The 16,413-nt window shown below is 40.5% G+C and carries 10 protein-coding genes; 3 read left to right on the top strand and 7 right to left on the bottom strand.

The window, feature by feature from the left end; translation table 11 throughout:
• Positions 1-25: 25 nt before the first annotated feature.
• The 7 genes from V7K35_RS21635 to V7K35_RS21605 all read right to left on the bottom strand — a co-directional run bounded on the left by V7K35_RS21635 (position 26) and on the right by V7K35_RS21605 (position 9,678).
• Positions 26-391: a hypothetical protein gene (locus tag V7K35_RS21635; protein ID WP_335081470.1), complete on the bottom strand. Its 366-nt coding sequence runs from the start codon at positions 389-391 to the stop codon at positions 26-28.
• Between the two features lie 118 nt (positions 392-509).
• Complete coding sequence (locus V7K35_RS21630; RefSeq protein WP_335081467.1) at positions 510-1,517, bottom strand: sucrase ferredoxin; 1,008 nt, start codon at positions 1,515-1,517, stop codon at positions 510-512.
• 22 nt (positions 1,518-1,539) lie between these two features.
• Positions 1,540-1,779 carry a hypothetical protein gene (locus V7K35_RS21625; RefSeq protein ID WP_335081465.1) on the bottom strand — a complete coding sequence of 80 codons (240 nt, stop codon included), beginning with the start codon at positions 1,777-1,779 and terminating at the stop codon, positions 1,540-1,542.
• Between the two features lie 88 nt (positions 1,780-1,867).
• On the bottom strand, positions 1,868-3,877 hold the full coding sequence (locus V7K35_RS21620) for a carbamoyltransferase family protein (protein WP_335081463.1): 2,010 nt from the start codon (positions 3,875-3,877) through the stop codon (positions 1,868-1,870).
• A gap of 182 nt (positions 3,878-4,059) precedes the next feature.
• A complete protein-coding gene (locus V7K35_RS21615) occupies positions 4,060-5,358 on the bottom strand; it encodes an MFS transporter (protein WP_335081461.1) in 1,299 nt (432 codons plus the stop codon).
• A 50-nt stretch (positions 5,359-5,408) separates the two neighbouring features.
• Entirely contained in the window at positions 5,409-6,548 is a 1,140-nt protein-coding gene (locus V7K35_RS21610; protein ID WP_335081458.1) for a PepSY-associated TM helix domain-containing protein, read from the bottom strand.
• A 424-nt stretch (positions 6,549-6,972) separates the two neighbouring features.
• Complete coding sequence (locus tag V7K35_RS21605; RefSeq protein ID WP_335081456.1) at positions 6,973-9,678, bottom strand: TonB-dependent siderophore receptor; 2,706 nt, start codon at positions 9,676-9,678, stop codon at positions 6,973-6,975.
• Between the two features lie 1,114 nt (positions 9,679-10,792).
• On the opposite strand from V7K35_RS21605, the gene V7K35_RS21600 reads away from it, so the two are divergent.
• From V7K35_RS21600 to V7K35_RS21590, 3 genes are all read left to right on the top strand, one after another.
• Entirely contained in the window at positions 10,793-14,290 is a 3,498-nt protein-coding gene (locus V7K35_RS21600; RefSeq protein WP_335081453.1) for a condensation domain-containing protein, read from the top strand.
• A 61-nt stretch (positions 14,291-14,351) separates the two neighbouring features.
• Entirely contained in the window at positions 14,352-15,272 is a 921-nt protein-coding gene (locus tag V7K35_RS21595; protein WP_335081452.1) for a hypothetical protein, read from the top strand.
• A gap of 73 nt (positions 15,273-15,345) precedes the next feature.
• Positions 15,346-16,395, top strand: coding sequence for a TauD/TfdA family dioxygenase (locus tag V7K35_RS21590; protein WP_335081451.1), 1,050 nt, complete (start codon positions 15,346-15,348; stop codon positions 16,393-16,395).
• The last annotated feature ends 18 nt before the right edge of the window (positions 16,396-16,413 follow it).

Raw genomic sequence — 16,413 nt, 5'->3', positions numbered from 1 at the left:
AACAAAGTTAGCCAATAGGTAGATTCTAAGATGATTTTAGAGGATTGTATTCCCCATCCCAAATAAAGGCCTGGTAAGACCTTTGGAAAACTTTCTGATCTAAGGAAGAAATCAAATAATTATAAAGTTTTATTTCTCTTTTTTTCTTTAGTAACAACCTTAATCCACTTAAGTTTAAGTAATTATCGTCTTGCTGTTGAAAAAATGCCTTATTAAACCATTTTCCTAGAATTGGCAGAAATGAAAATCCGTGCTCACAAACTTTTTCTTCAGAATCTAAGTAACTTAAATGAAATACTTTGTGACCAAGTAATTTGAGTATTTTTACTAACTTGAGAGAGCTATTGAATTCCAATTGTAAAGTATAAACAAAAAATGCAATATTTGCCATGTTATAAACTCCGGTAAAACTGTTTTTATAACCCTTGAAGCTGGTACTTATCTAAAGTTACTAATGCAACTCAAAGTAGACAAAAACCTAACATTTAATATGCCTAACAATTATATTTCTACGCTAGTTTTACTAGATGGCTAACGTGATATTGCTTAACTTCCTCTAAAGGTAGCTGATTACCTGAGTCCCAAGCGGTCATTACAGAACCGTTTACCTCCACTCTCGCTTCATAAGCACCCTTAATACTTCCATCTTCTGCTGAGAAATTAATGCGTACTTCAGCCCACTCTTCATCGGTTTCATCCATTGCTATTACTTGACCTATTTTGTAATAATTGAGCCACTCCCAACCCTCTTGCATCCAAATTTCTCGCTCCGCGATTTGCTCAAACTTGGAAAAACCAGCCCAACCTCGATAGAACGGGTATAGCCCTGTGACAGAACTATTCCGCCAAACCAGGAGTTCCAATATTTCTGGCTGCAAATGACCCCAGTAGTGACCATAAGGCAAGTCAATGACGGTAGGTGCGAACTGGTGTCCCCCGAAATGGCTACATCGCCACACGCGCAGTTGTCCATTAGAAGCAACAGCATATTCAGAGCGCAAGTTGCGATAGATGGGATAACCAAACCGAGCACAGGCAACATCAACATTACCATCAGTACACACCATTAACTCACGAATATGATTAGATTGTTGCCGATACTGCTCCCAATCAGGCATAACAGTTGGCGACTGAAGCAATGTTTCCAATAACGCCATCACGAAAGAGCCAACTCCAAAATCGGGAACGATAAACTCATGCTTTTCAAACTTCGCAAAAAGCTTTGTCGGTCGGCGGTAATAGAGTATGCGAGTATAATCAGGACGAGAGTATTCGCTATCTGGAGCGAGCAACTGACCCTTAATGTTGATCCCATGCTCAAAAATCAGCTTTTGTATCAGAGTCATCGCCGACTGGAGCACAGGATTTTCCTGCCAACGTTTTTCAGTCCAAGGAAGTTGCATCTCAATAGCTATACAGTGTTCGTAAGTGGGTGCCGAGCCAATAGGATCTTCACCATTAGCTTTAGAGACAACACAGCAGAAACGGCAATTGTTTAGGGAATTTTGGATCACCATGTTCACTTCCGAATGAAAGGATTCAAAGTTCGTAGTTGAAGATTAAGGTCGTTGCATCCCCGATTTTGTAGGTTAAAGCAGGTGAGATAAAAAACGACTTCTGATTGATAAAATCGACAAAGCTATCAGAATACTGGTATGCCGCATTGAAGCGATAGAGCAGTCGTTTGTCTTCAGTGAGTAGACCCGAAATATCAATCGACGGGTTATAGAAGTCATAATTTCGGATCACAAATTCGCCAGAATAATCGGGTTCGCTCAAAGGCTGGTTGGTGACATAGTTAACGATACCACCTTAATTATGAAGATACTTTTGAGAGCTGATCCGAAAACTCAACGAGTCAGTTTATTCACGGTCGTAATAAAATCAAACGCCGCGACCATAATTCCATAAGCTCCTGAACGATTCCTTGAGTTTTTGCTTTTTCAGTTTCGCCATCCTCCTCAAGGATGCTTGCTATAGTCTTTTCACTGTCTGCTAAAGTCAAAACCCAAAAGATTTCATCTGACACCTCAACCTGAAACTCTGCATCGTAACTATTTCCTATATAGGAGAAATTGCTAAACTTACCGTCTGAATTAGACTTCTTAACCTGATGCAACGAAATGTGTGGGGGGACTGAAAGCCTAACAGAAAGAAAATTTCGCCAAGATGTTTCCTTTTTTTTAATTAAATATTCTCCCACAACAAGATAGTCTAGTCCTGTAGTTAAAAAACAAACCACTGCATCTTCAACAGAATCTATAATTGGTTCAACGTTGTTATTAAACGATGTGTTAAGCAAAACTGGAACACCTGTCAACTTTTTAAACGAGTGAATTAAGTCCCAATATATTTTGTTTGTTTTCCGCGATACAGTTTGTATTCTTGCTGTTCCATCGACATGGGTCACTGCCCCCAGAATTTTCCGTTTTTCTTTTCTAACATTAACCACAAATATCATGAATGGGAGTTGTTTTTGATGAGGCGGAACTTCAAATAATTCATCTACCTCCTCTTCTAAAACAGATGGAGCGAAAGGTCTGTAGCCTTCCCGCATTTTAATCATTTTGTTGATACGCTCTTTATTTTCTTCCGGGCGAGGATCTGCAAGAATACTTCTGTTCCCTAAAGCCCTAGGTCCAAACTCTGAGCGACCTTGAACCCATCCCACAACATAACCATTAGCCAGCAACTCTGCAGTCTGTCCACTTACATCCATCAATTGCTCGAAAGCAATAAAATCTTGCCATTGTCTCAATTGGCTCAATATTGAGAACGTGCTCCCGATATCTGTTCCCCAATATACATGCTCTAGTTTGAAAAGTTTGTTAGCCATTGGATTAGCCTTATGGTACGCATATAAAGCTGCTCCTAAGGCGCATCCCGCATCATGAGCTGCTGGCTGAACAAATACATTTTCAAACATTCCGGAGCGCAATATTTTTCCGTTAAGAGTACAATTATGCGCCACTCCCCCAGCCATACATAGATTTTTCTGTTTGGTTTCTTGTTGGTAAAATCGAATAACATGAAAAGCTATTTCCTCCAAGGCTTCCTGGAGAGAGGCGGCTATATCCTTATGCGTTTGCGTAAAGGGTTCCCCTTTTCGACGTGGTACCCCCAAATCAAATAGTGAGATTATCTTGTCTTCGTGAATCACGTAATCTCCGTTGGGAAGTAGTGTGTATAGTGTTTGAAATAAACTTCTATACCTTTCTGGATTACCATAAGGAGCTAGCCCCATTACTTTATATTCATCAAAGAAGCTATACCCCAAAAAAGCTATTATTTCATGATAGAAACCGCCAATAGATTTTGAGACTGGAGTATCGATGATTAGCTTAAGCATCCCTCCTTCCCCCTCGAAAACCATACCAGAACTATTGTCCCCCGATCCGTCGAATGTGGTTACAAGGCTGCTTTCATAACCAGAAAGTGCCAGTGCGCTCATTGCATGTGCATGATGATGATGAACAAAACGGAGCTTATCTGGATCTATTTCAGAGTTTAATCCCTTGCGGAAGAGGTGCTGAAAAAAAGTTACGGTGTCAATTGCTGACGCATAACCATATTTTAAAAAAAATCTCTTAAGATCTCGATCCAAGTTATCTCTTGAGCTGTAAAAGGCAATCAAGTCTATATCCTGCAGTTTTACACCGTGGCTTTTCAAGCATAAATGCAATGATTGAGTGGGAAACTTGTTCGTATGTTTTATTCTATTGAGTCTTTCTTCTTCTATTGCAAAAACGACTTTTCCATCTTCAATTAAAACAGCTGCCGAGTCATGACAATATAAGTTTGGAAATCCGTGTATTTTCTCGTGAATAAGTTCCGCTCCTCCAGAAAAACCTAATACCAGCATTTTTGGCTCCTTCATATTTTACAGTTACTAAAATAAGCATCTCAAATGCTATTGACAAGTGGGTGTCGAGCCAATGGGATCTTCACCATTAGCTTTAGAAACAAAACAGTAGAAACGACAATCACTTAGAGAATCTTGCATAATCATGCTCACTTCCTTGGAAACGATTCAAAGCTACTGTTAAATTCCGCCACCGACTACTCTGCACTGGCGTCATGATCGGGCAGGATGATTTCTACGTCACGTAACACACGAAACGCATATCCACCTAAGCCAATAAGTAACATGCTTAGTGAAGAGATTACATACAACAGTGCCATGCCCGCGCCTCTTCCTGTGCCAAATATCCAGCCTAATATGGGTGCGAGACTCCCCCCTGACATCATTGCTGGTTCAAAAACGTAGTCGGCTAGTGGTCCAGCTATCAAGTATGCTAAGGCCGAAGTGACCAGCAACATCATAGAGCGCACGGCAAAAACACGCCCCTGCAACTCAGGTTTTACCTTGCTCATCCAGATAATATCAATAGCATTGCCAAGTATTGGTAAATTTAGAGATGTACAGAATTTAGCTGGAATCCAAATCAACGGCATTATCGCCAGACCAAACACTGTTTGGCTCATGCCAGCACCCATCATACCCAGCAAGACTCCATGTATTCGGCGCTTGGGATTACCCCAAACGCTTATGAGCAACACCCCAATAAAGCCGCCCAACCCTGTTGCCGAAAATACAGTACCTAATACCTTAGTATCATTGTCAGTACGTGTCATAATTAGGGAAGTAATAAGTGAATTGCCAAAGTAAAAGGCAAACCAAAACAGCGACACCAATATTAGCATGGCAACCAGGCTGGGGCGTGCGGCAACATAGCGCCAGCCAAAGTAAAGCTCCTCCTTCAAATTTGTGCGACTTTGTATGCCTACTTCCGTCATGGATGGTTGCGGAATATCTGCTCGAAGCACTGTGCTGACAGCAATCACAAAAGTAATGATATCGATAATTAAAATACCTGCAATACCAATGACTACGTAGAGGGTACTTGCTAGCGCTGGTGCGATGATAACAGAACTGAAAGTTACCAGAAAGCTCATACTGTTAGCGCGACTATACTGCTGCTTAGGCACCATCATTGATACTGATACTGAGTATGCCAGTCCTTGAAACTCTTCAAAAGTGCCCTTGACAGCCACAGCCACGTAGAGATGCCATAATTGCAAATTATGAGTTACGTAAAGCAGTAAGACAGTAATGGTCAACAGCCCGCTCACTGTGTCGCCAACTATCATTAGGTATTTACGGTTCCAGCGATCCACAATCACCCCAGCTATGGGAGTAATTAAAACTTGTGGCACTTGTGCAAAGAAACCAAATAATGCTAATGCTGTAGCTTGATTCGTGAGTTCCCACACCCAGATACTGAAACTAAATGCGGTCATACTGCTGCCAATGATAGAAACAGTTTGACCGAGCCAAACGATAATGAAAGTACGCACTTATATCAATTTTGGATTATGGATTTGCATTGGTCAGTTATCAGTTAAGTTCAAAGCTTCTGTGATAGTTCTATGACACGATCGCTTATACTACGTTTAGCCCGATAGCGATACCACCACATCACCAAACCAGTAACAAAAAGAATCAGTGGTGCAAGTCCAACGAACACATAGAGAATGCGGGTCGGTAAGCCACCAAAAGTACCGTAGTGCAGGGGTACAAAAAAATTGAGGAAGCGATCGCCCACTAGCATCTTTAAAGCATTATCAACTCGCAAAACCTTGCCACTGTACTGGTCGAGATAAACATTACTATTAGCGTCATATGAACTTTCCTGCGGTAGCTTCATGTTAATTCGTAGAGCCTCTTCTGGTTTACTGGGAAAATAAATGCTTTTGGTAGCAGCACCAGGTAAGGCAGCATCGGCAATTTTCAGTTGTTCTGTCAATTTTAAGGTTGATTTACTAGGAATTGGCTTGGATACTGGCTCAGATGGTTTTGAGGTGAATGTAACAGCGTAAATAATCGGCTCAGTCAAATCGTAGAAGTTCCAGCAAAAGCCCGTAAAGCCAGTAAAAAATAAAAAGACGACAGTGATAATGCCAGCAACTTTGTGAATGTCAAAGTTCACCCGCTTGGGATGAGCATCAAACTTGATTTTGAAGCCTGCAATCAATTTGCGCCAACCCGGCCAGAGAACTAAACCTGTGATGCTAAGTACACACATTAAAAAGGCAGCAATGCCAACAATTGCAGTTCCGGTTTGACCTGCCATCAAGCTGTAGTGTAAATTAAGTGTTAGACCAATTAGGGTTTTATCCGTTATCCGCTCACCGATAATTTTGCCTGTATAAGGGTTGAGAAAAACCTCTTTCCTTTGCACATCAGTTGATGACAACTGCCCCACGTAGGGAGAAGAAGGAGTATCTGGCAAATAAATCCGAAAAAGATGGAAATCACCTCGCGCGGGATACTTCGCCTCAATTGTATTCACCACAGACTCTGGGGATAACTGCACCTGTTGGGGAGTAATGTGTCCATACTGTTGACTAATCATAAAGTGGTCAAAATCTTGCTCGAACACTAACAGGCTACCTGTTAACCCAACGACAATTAGCAATAGTCCAACAAAAAAACCGATATATCTGTGCAGGTAAAAAACGATAGAGCGTAGTTTTTTCTGATTCATAATCGCCACGAAAGTAAGTTGGATTTTTTACCCCCCTCAATCCCCCCGATATATTGGGGGGAAGAAAAATCATGTTCCCTCCCCTTTATAACTATCCATTAGACATCTCCAGAAATTAAATATGCGTAACCTGAAACCCTTGTAGAGAGGCGAAATTTAGTGTCTCTACATTCATTTTCGGAGATGTCTATTAGTCACATCTTTATTAACAATCTTGAAACCATTGTTTTATAACGCTCACAATGCTTGGGTTTTCTTACTGGCTTGAAAAATTAGCACTTCTTGTTCTCGATAAAAACTCAATTTTATTGAGAATAGACAACGTAGCTTTAAGGCTTTAAGATTTGGAGAGCGATCGCTCTCGCAAATGTTAATAAAGATCCGGGTAACGCATAGCCTTTACAAGGGGAGGGTTAGGGTGGGGTCAAAACTGTACAGAAATCGTCGCCAGAACAGTCAAGGGATCTCCGGGACGCAGAAAGTAACCTTGAGAATAGTAATACGTAGTGTCAAAAAGATTCTTGATGTTGAGACCCACTCGCCAATTTTCCTTTTTATAGAAAATAGAGGCATCAGTTCTGACGTAGGAAGGAATCACAACTCCATCGTTTGGTAGATTGGCTTGGCTATCGCCAACAAAAAATAGTCCTCCACCAAATCCCAATCCTTTGAAGGAACCACTTTGAATTTCATAGGTTGTCCAGAAGCTAGCAGTATTCCTGGGCACCGCAACCAATCTGTCACCCACAGGTAGGTTATTATCCTCGCTGACATACGTATCGTTATGGGCAAAGGATGCAATTACATTCCACCCAGGTAAAATTCGCCCAGAAATATCGAATTCAATACCTTGACTCTTGACTTCTCCAGCTGCAATTGAATAATCATTATTATTTGGATCAGTTGTAGCTACGTTGGTTTTGGTAATATTGTATGCTGCAAGTGTTGCTGAAAGCTTACCATCCAATAACTCGGTTTTAATTCCGCCTTCATACTGGGTTCCACGAGAAGGTTTTAATGCCACTTGGCTAGCTGATAGGGTGTTGTTGGGTACAAAAGACTCGCTATAACTGGCGTATAGGGAGATTGGTTCTATAGGTTGGTAAACCAGTCCCACACGGGGTGAAAAAGCTTCATCGTAAAAGTTATTTCTATAAGCCAGTGCACCATTGTTATTTAAGTCTGTGCCTCTATCGTTGTAGCTGACAAAATCATATCTTCCACCAACCAGTAGCTTCAAATTAGAAAGTAATGTTACCTGGTCTTGCAAGTAAATACCTACAGTATCGGTATAAGCCTCTGTTTGCTGAGCTGTATCGACGAAACTGGTTGGCAGTGGCGCACCATATACTGGATTGAAAAGATTAATCCCAGGAGCCGCAGTGCGAAGGTAATCATAAAAAACGTTTTGCCAACCTAACTCTAAACCCAGGAGCAGCTGATGATTAATGGAACCAGTTTTGAACTTGCTGATTAATTCATTTTGCAGATCAAATGTTTGATTGGAACCGGCACCTCCAGCAAGCCTTCGCGATACTGTCTGACCATCCGCTTCAAGTGAGTCTGGTCGGACAACGTTATTATTATCAGAAGTAGTAAAGTATGCTGAAAAGGCAGTACGCAGCCGTAAATTTTCACTGAAGGTGTGATCCAAAGTCAAGTAAAATGCATTAGAGTCAACATTGTACTTATCGGCACTTGGTTCTCCTAAAAAACGACTGATGGGAACTTGAAAAGATTCACGAACAGGTAGCAACCCATCATAAAATGTTCGATTTTGAGCAGTATGCTCATATTCCAAAGTCAAATTTGTATTATCGCTAATCTTATAGGACAATACCGGCGATATTGAGAAATATTGCCCGTGAACAAAATCTATAAAACTCCCAAAATTTTCATAGCTAGCATTCAAGCGATACAACAACTTTTGGTCAGGGGTAAGTGGTCCAGAAATATCGATTGAGGATTTGTAATCACTGTAACTTCCCACTGTAAATTCACTTGCATAATAGGGAGTTGCAAGCGGTTGTTTGGTGACATAATTGACCACACCACCCGGTTCAAATTGACCATATAGCACTGAAGCCGGACCTTTGAGAACTTCGACTCGTTCAACGCTGTTAGGATCGATGTAGTTATCTCCAGCTTGGAAACCATTTCTCAGGCTATTGTACTGTAGAAATCCCCGGATGATATAAGCATCTGTGTTAGCACCGTAACTACCTTGTAGTGAGACACCACTAACATTGCGTGCAGCATCGGTAATCCGGGTGATTTGCTGATCTTTGATAACTTGTTGGGGAATAACTTGAATTGACTGAGGGATATCGCGTAATGGTGTGTCGGTTTTGGTAGCAGTTGTTGCATTTGGTAGACTATATCCGTCTTGTTCACCCGTGACTACCAACTCAATCGGTTGATCACCCGAAGCTGATGGTTGAGTTGATTGTGTTTGATTTCCTGGCTTTTGTTGTTCAGGAGTTGGTTGGGTTTGCGGTTGTTGCGCGGACGATGCTGCACCAGCCACAGAGAAGATAAGACCCTCATTCGGACTATCAAACAACTCGACTGTTGGTACACTCCCCTCACCAATCACTGTGACTCGGATAGTATTGGCATTAAAGTTAGTAACTGTTATTTCAGTTACACCCGCAATTGGTTTTTCAGAGCGGAATGTGAATGCGTCGCCACTCGGTAAGCGCAGTTGAGCATTAGGAATGTCAGTGATGAAATTGCTACCAGCACTGCGATTGACTAGTTGCAACTGTTCCCCTTTGCTAGTCTGTAAAATAATCTCCAGACCTTTGGCAGTGGGATTTGCCTTAACTGAGGTAACTTGCACAACTGAAGTTGGTGGCGTGTTTGGTGGGGTTGGCAACTGCACTAATATTCTGGCGTTCTTGGCTGAATGCGCTATCTGACTTACTAGCCGAATTTGTCGGATTGGTTCAACAGTCTCTCCTTTGGTAATCAGAGGTGTTGATTGAGTAGAACTCGCGCCAGTGTCACCAGATGTCGTATTCTTGTAAACTCTAATTGGTGATATTTCCTCGCTTCTAGTAGGACTTGTGACCAACATGATAATAAGACCTGTGAGCAATAGACTAGGAACAACCTGTTTAGACTTCATTAGACATATCCAGAAATTAATTATTCGTTGCCCAAAATTCTTGGTAGGTACAATTCATGAATTGTACCTACGTCATTTTCACTCCTATGTCTATTGTTTTTCTCTCATCAGAACCTCCATACCTTGGAGAAGCAACACATTCATGTATGGGGGTAAGGAAAAGAGCGAATTTTACGAGGTTCGCTTGTGGGGTAGAGAGCAATACGATTTTATGAGATTGGGAAGGAGGGGAGGTAGAGGAAGTTAGAGAAAAAACCCCTTGTCCACACGATTTAAAGAAGAGTGAATTCATTTGTTCCCTTGATTGCTTGCAACAGCGATCGCTACGTTATTGTTTCAGAGCCAATAGATTTATTTATCTATTGGGCTTTTACCCTTATCCCCCCATCCCCTTGTTCCCCTGTTCTTTTCGCTGACGCTACCTTAGAAATATTATTAAAAGTTATTTGCATTAAGAAAGCAAGCTTAATAAAAAAACAAAAAACAAAAATTTACATATAGTCGGAAAATCTGCATAATTACTAGTATAAATTAGCATCAATTAATTAATAATATTTTATTATCTAAAGTTTAGATGGAGAGAATACTCATCGTATTTGTTTATTTATATACTATATATTCTCTGTATTGTCAGAGATAGTATTGACCAGCAAAGCTTTTTGCGTGAATAAGTATCAGTAAATTACGCTACATGTGATTATGAAGCCAGATAAATTAAAGATAATTTGTTTGGTACGCATATAGGTATAGAATATTCTTAGCATCTATCAAAAGTAAGAAAAATACTCTCCTAGATACAATTAATCTTAAAAAGATTATTGATAAGTATTCTCTATTGATTTATAGTTGCTAAAGACAATACATTTCTTCTAAAGTAAAAAAGCTAATTAAAAATAATTTTCAATATAGCTGAGCAAAAATTTGTGTGACTGACCGAGCAAGTGTGCGGTCTGTTTCACAATACAATATTCCCTTGAGGTTTATTCAAGAATAATTCTCAATGAATAACGTTCAGGGGTAAAGGCAGCACTCTGACTTCACATAGAGTAAAATGTGACATTCAGCTTGCATGATTCCACGATTGTTTGGGTGTATCTGATAGCTTAAGGCCGGAATGACTTTAATTTTTAATAGATTTCCAAAAATTCCGCATCAGTGTGCGACAGTTGTTGATATTCTGCGTCATCGCAGTTCAACACAGTCGCACGCACAAGCATTCACCTTCCTCGAAGATGGAGAAACTCAAGAATCAACGTTAACTTACTATGAGTTGGATCGACGCAGTCGGGCTATAGCTTCTCAACTCCAAAGCTTAAGTTTAAGAGGGCAACGTGCTATATTGCTTTATCCGCCAGGGTTAGATTACTTGAGTGCTTTTTTTGGTTGTCTCTACGCTGGAGTTGTGGCGGTTCCAGCTTATCCACCTCACAATCAGCGCAAAACACCGAGAATACAGGCTATTAGTATAAATGCACAGGCAAGCATCGCTCTGACGACAACAGCGATGCTCCCCACATTACAATCGATACTGACACAACAAGCAAATATAGGAAATTTTCGTTGGCTCATTACTGACAACCTGGCACAGGGTATAGAAGATTCTTGGCAACAACCTGAAATCAATGCGGATACCCTAGCTTTTTTGCAATATACATCGGGTTCTACAGGCACACCAAAGGGAGTTATGCTCAGTCATGGCAATTTGTTGCACAATGCTGCCGTGACTTACCAACTCATGGAACATTCTCCCAGCAGCAAATTTGTCTCCTGGCTACCTGTTTACCATGATATGGGGTTGATTGGTGGTATTTTGCAACCATTGTATGGCGGGTTTGGTTGCATCTTAATGTCTCCAGCATCTTTTCTGCAACGACCATTGCGCTGGTTACAGGCGATTTCCCACTACAAAGGCACTACGAGTGGTGCTCCCAACTTTGCTTATGACCAGTGTATTCAAAGGATTACCCAACAACAAAAAGAAACTCTGGACTTAAGTAGTTGGAGTGTCGCTTTTAATGGTGCTGAACCAGTCAGAGGGGAGATTTTAGAGCGATTTGCTGCATCCTTTGCTGAATGTGGCTTTCGTCCGGAAGCATTCTACCCTTGTTACGGCATGGCGGAAGCAACATTGATGGTTTCCGGTGGGATTAAGACAGCCTTAGCCCAAGTCAGAACTGTAGATAAATCTGCACTTTCCCAGAATCAGATAGTCTCAGCAACAGCCCAGAGCAAAGATATCCAAACCTTTGTCAGTTGCGGCAAAACTATTCCTCAACAACAGATAGTTATTGTCAATCCTGAAACATTAACTCGCTGTTCATCAGATGAAGTTGGAGAAATCTGGGTATCTGGTCCGAGTGTAGGTCAGGGCTATTGGAATCGTCCTCTTGAAACAGAGCAAACATTCCACGCCTCCCTGAAAGATGTAGGGGAGAGGCCATTTTTACGCACTGGTGACTTGGGCTTTCTGCACAACGGAGAACTCTTTATTACAGGTCGAGCCAAAGATTTAATCATTATTCGAGGTCGCAACCTCTACCCACAAGATATAGAGTTAACTGTAGAACGTAGCCATTTATCATTACGTTCAGGTAGTGGTGCAGCTTTCTCGGTTGAGGTAGAGAAGGAAGAGCGATTAGTTGTGGTGCAGGAATTGGAGTTTCGTGCCAAACCAAATCTTGAGGAAGTTATTGCTGCAATTCGTCAGGTGGTTGCAGAAGAACATGAAGTGCAAGTCTATGCAGTAGTGCTAATTAAACCAGGTACTATTCCCAAAACCTCCAGCGGTAAGATTCAACGCCGTGCAACTCGCGCAGAGTTTCTCGCATGCGAATTGGAGATCATAGGCAGCAGTATCTTCGATAGTAGAGATGACTGGGGGAACGAAGTCAGTGTCAGCCGCGAGGTAATTCTTGCAACTCCACGAGAAAAACGTCCCCTATTGCTAGTACCTTATCTTCAAACACAGATTGCTCGCGTACTAAAAGTTGCACCATTTCAAGTAAACGAAGAGGTATCATTAACTACTTTAGGACTCGATTCCTTAATGGTCTTTGAACTCAAAAATCAGATTCAAGTAGACCTTGGAGTCACAATATCTATCGAGGATTTCTTTAAAGATGCTAGTGTTGTCCTGCTAGCAACGCAAATACTAACTCAACTAACAACAAAAACAGCATTAGAGCCAAAGCTGGAGCCGATTTCTCGAAGTCAAGAACTACCCCTATGTCTTGCTCAAGAACGCTTGTGGTTCCTCGACCAATTAGAACCTGGAAACCCCTTTTACAATGTTCCTATTGCTGTGCATTTAATTGGGGAGCTAAATACAGCGATCTTAGAACAAAGTCTTAACGAAGTGGTGGCACGTCATGAACCATTGCGAACAAGCTTTTCGACAGTAGAAGGACGACCAATCCAAGCGATCACTCCTACCTTAAAAATAACTTTGGCAGTTGTAGATTTACCGGGAGGAAATATAGAGTCAGCTTTAGGCATTGCTACTGAGTTTGCCCAACAGCCTTTCAACTTATCCCAAGCAGCACTGCTGCGAGCTAAACTCCTACATCTGACACAACAGGAGCATATGCTGCTGTTAGTCATGCACCACATTATTTCGGATGGTTGGTCTATTGGCATTTTGATCCGAGAACTGGCAGAGATTTACGAGGCTTTCTCTTATGGCTTACCTTCACCACTTCCTGAACTTTCTATTCAGTATGCAGATTTTGCTTATTGGCAAAAACAATGGTTGCAAAAAGAAGTGCTTGAAAGTCAGGTAAATTACTGGAAGCAGCAATTAAGCGGTAGTTTAGCTGTACTGCAACTTCCTAGTGATCGACCACGACCAGCTATACAAACCTTCACTGGCACAAAACGATTTTTTACGTTTCCTAAGGCTGTAAGCGAAGCAGTTAACAACTTGAATCGGCAAGAAGGTGTGACTCAGTTTATGACCCTTCTGGCAGTGTTCAAGACTTTGTTATACTGCTATTCAAATCAAGAGCAAATAATAGTAGGTTCGCCCGTTGTTGGTCGCACCAGAAGAGAAACAGAAAAACTCATTGGCTTTTTTCTCAACACATTGGTATTGCGTACAAGCTTATCAGGTGATCTGACTTTTCGCGAATTATTAAGTCGGGTGCGCGAAGTAGCTTTAGGAGCCTATGCTCATCAAGACTTACCTTTTGAGAAGTTGGTGGAAGAATTGCAGCCAGAACGAAATTTAAGTCATAACCCGCTATTTCAGGTGATGTTTATTCTTCAAAATGCCCCAATACCAACTATAGAACTTCCAGGGCTGACTCTGCGACCATTGGAAGCCGATAGCGGTACTTCAAAGTTTGATTTGAAATTCAGCATCTGGGAAAGTTCAGAAGGTTTTAATGGCTCATTGGAGTATAAAACAGACTTGTTTGATACCACTACTATTGCTCGGATGATAAGTAATTTTGAAATCCTTCTATGGTATATTGTTAAACAGCCTGATATTAGAGTTAACGAGTTAGCTAAAATACTCGCTAAAGCTGACAAAAAACAACAACTAATAAAAGAACAAGAACTAGAACAAACTTCTGTGCAAAAACTCAAGCTGATAAAGCGTAAGACAATTTAGGGAATCTGAAAATTTATCCAACTTAATTTTTGAAAACTTAGTGAGATTAGGAGTACTATAAATGAACTTAATAGAGTCATCAAAAAAAACCTTCAACAACTTTCAGCGTAAATTTACAGCATTTATCGCTCCTTATAACTTAAGTAAAGCAGCAGCTATTTATTCCCATGATGAATGGCCAAGACTTAGGTTTGCTCATCGCTATCAAAGTCATTTTGCTCCCTTAAAGTGGAAAAAACTAAAAATTCTTGCAATTGGTATAGGAGGTTATGAGGATCACACAATAGGAGGAGAATCGTTAAAAACGTGGAAAACTTATTTTCCAAACAGTACGATTTATGGTCTTGATATAATAGACAAAAGGTATTTAGAAGAAGACCGTATTAAAATTTTTAATTGTGATCAAAATGATGAATATTTGATCAAAGAAGTTTTAGCCGAAACTGGCGAACTAGATATTATCATTGAAGATGGTAGTTCTGCAAATGAACATCATATCAAAGCGTTCCACACTTTTTTCCCAGCACTTAAAGATGGTGGCATTTATGCAGCAGAGAATATCCATCACTCATACTGGCCAAGTCTTAAAGATAAAAAGTGGTCAAACTTAGCCAAAGACAGTTTTGAGTTACAAAACTGGATAAATATTGGTGGTAGCCTCGACCTAAACGATCCAAAAACCGTGATGAATATGTTTAAAAGACTGGTTGATGGATTAAACTATGAGGAATTTTTAAATCCAGGATATACTCCTTCATACTTTGATGAAAACATTCTTTCCATACAGTTTTATCATAATTTAGTCATCGTCTATAAAGGAAAGAATGATGAAAAAAGCAATTTTATTGAAAGCAACACATTGCAACCATTTGTTTTGGAAACGCTAGGTGTAAAGTCATTAGAGGAATTAGATTTAGATTTTTGTAAAGCTAATAATTCAATAAATGAATACACCACCCTTGAAGCAAGAAAGTTACAGTAATAAATCAAGATTTTTGCCTTAAATAAAAAACGGAAGAAAATTCTGGAAGCGTAAAAATTGTAAGAAATAAATAATGAAGATTCCAGACTATCCAAAAATCAGCCTCAACCAAATAAGGTCAAAAAGACGGCAAGGTGTTAATCTCTCGAATGCAGAATTGATCAAAGTAATACCTTTGTTGCGTGAGAAATCCTTACCTTTGCTGTTACAACCTATAGTAGAAGGAATTAATTTAGTAACTTGGACAGCAAGTAATCAAGAATTAATTGCAAAAAATCTACTGAAGCATGGTGGTATCCTGTTTCGTAATTTCCAAGTTAGAGATGTGGCAGAGTTTGAAAAATTTATCCAAACAGTTTCTGGAAATTTGCTGGAATATCGCGATCGCTCTTCACCCCGCAGTCTAATTCAAGGTAATATTTATACTTCAACTGACTATCCTGCCAACCAAACTATCTTTCTTCATAGCGAGAATTCCTACGCTGCCACATGGCCTCTAAAAATCTTCTTTTACTGCGTGACACCAGCACAGCATGGAGGAGAAACCCCCATTGCTGACACTCGGAAATTATATCAACGGATTGATTCCAAGATTTGCGATCGCTTCATCGAAAAAGGAGTGATGTATGTCCGCAACTTTGGCGATGGCTTTGGCTTGCCTTGGCAGACAGTGTTTCAAACAACCAATCCAGCCGAAGTAGAAACCTTCTGCCGTCACAATGGCATAGAATTCGAGTGGAAAGAGGGCAATCGCTTAAGAACCCGCCAAATTAGACAGGTCGTTGCCACCCATCCCCAAACAGGTGAACAAGTTTGGTTCAATCATGCTGTATTTTTTCATGTATCAACTTTAGAACCAAATATCCGCAAGTCATTGTTAGCTGAGTTTCAAGAAGAAGACTTGCCACACAATACTTATTATGGTGATGGATCGCCAATTGAAAAAACCGTGTTAGATGAAATTCGTGCTGTATACCAACAAGAAACTATAATTTTCCCTTGGCAAGCTGGAGATATTTTAATGCTCGATAATATGCTAGCAGCACACGGACGGATGCCATTTGTAGGACACCGAAAGGTCGTAGTAGGAATGGCAGAACAATTCAGTAGTAAAGATATTTAGTGCCAAGTACGGAGAATT

This window comes from Nostoc sp., from assembly GCF_036917275.1.
Taxonomy (GTDB): domain Bacteria; phylum Cyanobacteriota; class Cyanobacteriia; order Cyanobacteriales; family Nostocaceae; genus Nostoc.
This window is presented reverse-complemented; position numbering and strand designations above follow the sequence as displayed.